The sequence below is a fragment of the Rheinheimera gaetbuli genome, assembly GCF_054781935.1.
This window is the reverse complement of sequence record NZ_BAAGTL010000021.1, coordinates 1-1,977: the sequence shown is the minus strand read 5'-3', so window position 1 is coordinate 1,977 and position 1,977 is coordinate 1. Positions and strand designations below refer to the sequence as shown.

The 1,977-nt window shown below is 46.9% G+C and carries 1 protein-coding gene; it reads right to left on the bottom strand.

The features are described 5' to 3' along the window. Window positions 1-1,977, bottom strand: a 1,977-nt coding sequence (locus ACYVIC_RS13040) for a condensation domain-containing protein (RefSeq protein WP_460860589.1), incomplete at both ends; no start/stop codon positions are given.

Below are 1,977 nucleotides of genomic sequence, written 5' to 3'. Positions count from 1 at the left end.
AGTTGGTTCGCTTTCGTGTTCAGTTCACCATAACTCAGGCTGGTGTCTTCAAACACTAACGCCATCGCATCCGGCCTGGCCGCGGCCTGCTCTTCAAACAGTACATGAATTCCCTTGCCCCGCGGATAATGCTCAGCAGTGTTATTCCACTCAACTAACTGGGTTTGACGCTCTTCACCTGACAACACAGGCAATTCAGAAACTAACAATTGAGGACGAGCAACCAATGCTTGGGTTAATCCAGCAAGAACAACTTGCATATAACCAGCCACACGTTCGGCATTCAAAGTCGAGTCAACCTGAAAGTCCAAGCCAAACCCTCTGCCTGCATCATCCACCGACAGGTTAAAGGGGTAGTTGCTGCGATCTTGCGCGCTAATTAGTTCATAATTAAATTCCGTCTCAGCAGGTGGTGTTACGTCCTGTACAACGTCTTTTGTAAGCCCTCCTGCCGAATGGCGGTAGTTCAACATAGCGCTAAATAGCGGCGTATCACCGGGCAATCCGCTACATTTTTGCGCCAGAGCAAGGGGGGTCTGTTCATAGGGAATTAAGTCCAATAAAACGTCCTGAACCTGACGTACCAGCGCCTCAACATCTTGCCCCTGTAAATGCACTCTGAAAGGCAAGGTGTTGATAAATACTCCCATCATGCTTTCTGCGCCAATCGTGCCTTGTAATCGACCTGAGACTACCGTGCCAAACACCACATCATCACGACCACTGCAAGCACCAACCACAATTGCCCAGGCACTATGGAATAAAGCGGCTGGACTCACTTTAAGAGATTTAGCTACTTGACGTAGTTGCATACTGACATCAACTGGCACCTGCTCCCTATATTCAATTATCTGATTACCATCACCTTGGATATCCTTCAGATTGAAGGGGATAGTGGGCTCTGCAACATCTCCAAGAACATTACGAAAATAAGCCTCAGCATCATTATTTCGCGCCTGATGCAAGGTGTGGGCAATAAATTCCCGATACGGTACAGGCGCTGCCAACTGCGCGGCGTCACCACTTTCATATAAACCAATTTCCGATTGAATAACCTCTAAGCCAACGTGATCAGAAATAATATGATGGAGTTGAAGCAATACATAATGCTCTTCACTATCTGGCGCAACCATCACCTGTATATACACTAAGGGCCCTTTAGTGATATCCATTTTTTGTACTTCAGGAGCACACAATCTCTGCATATAAGCTAATATATCCTGGCCCTTATCAGCTTTAATCCAGCTAACTGGCAAACTAGCATTGCGATAAACAACCTGCACTGGTTTAGTAAGTCCCTCCCATAATATGGCTGTCCGCAGGGTGTCATGACGGTCCACTACAAACTGCAGAGCCTGCAAAAACCTCTGGACAGCGACTGTATTCCTGATACTGAATAACATGGGAATGACATAAGGATCGCTTTCACCACTCATCATGTGGTGAAACAGGATCCCCTCCTGCAATGGACCTAATGGATAAATATCCTGCACATTAGATGCACCACCTGGAACCTGAGACACAATGGTTTGAATATCTTCATCACATAACTCAATTAGAGACAGCATTTCAGGCGTGATCTGCTGTGCCTCTGCGGGTATCCGATTGGCCGGGGCCGAAAATGTTTGTTTATTGACATGCAGCTGGTCTGAGCTCAGATTATCAATGGACAGTGCCAGCTCTACCAAACTTTGACTGGCAAAGATCTGGCGGGCATTAATAAATATATCTGCTTTTTGCAAACGGGAAATCACTTGCATTAGCAGTAAAGAGTGACCACCAAGGGCAAAGAAATTATCGTGGATCCCGATACGCTCAACCCCCAGTACCTCTTGCCAAATCCTGCACAACAAGGTTTCTGTCTCTGTACGCGGCGCCACATACTCTGCTTGCAAGGAGGCTCCATCCGGTTCCGGTAATGTCTTTCTGTCTACCTTGCCATTAGCTGTAAGCGGCAATGTCTCCAGCACCACATAG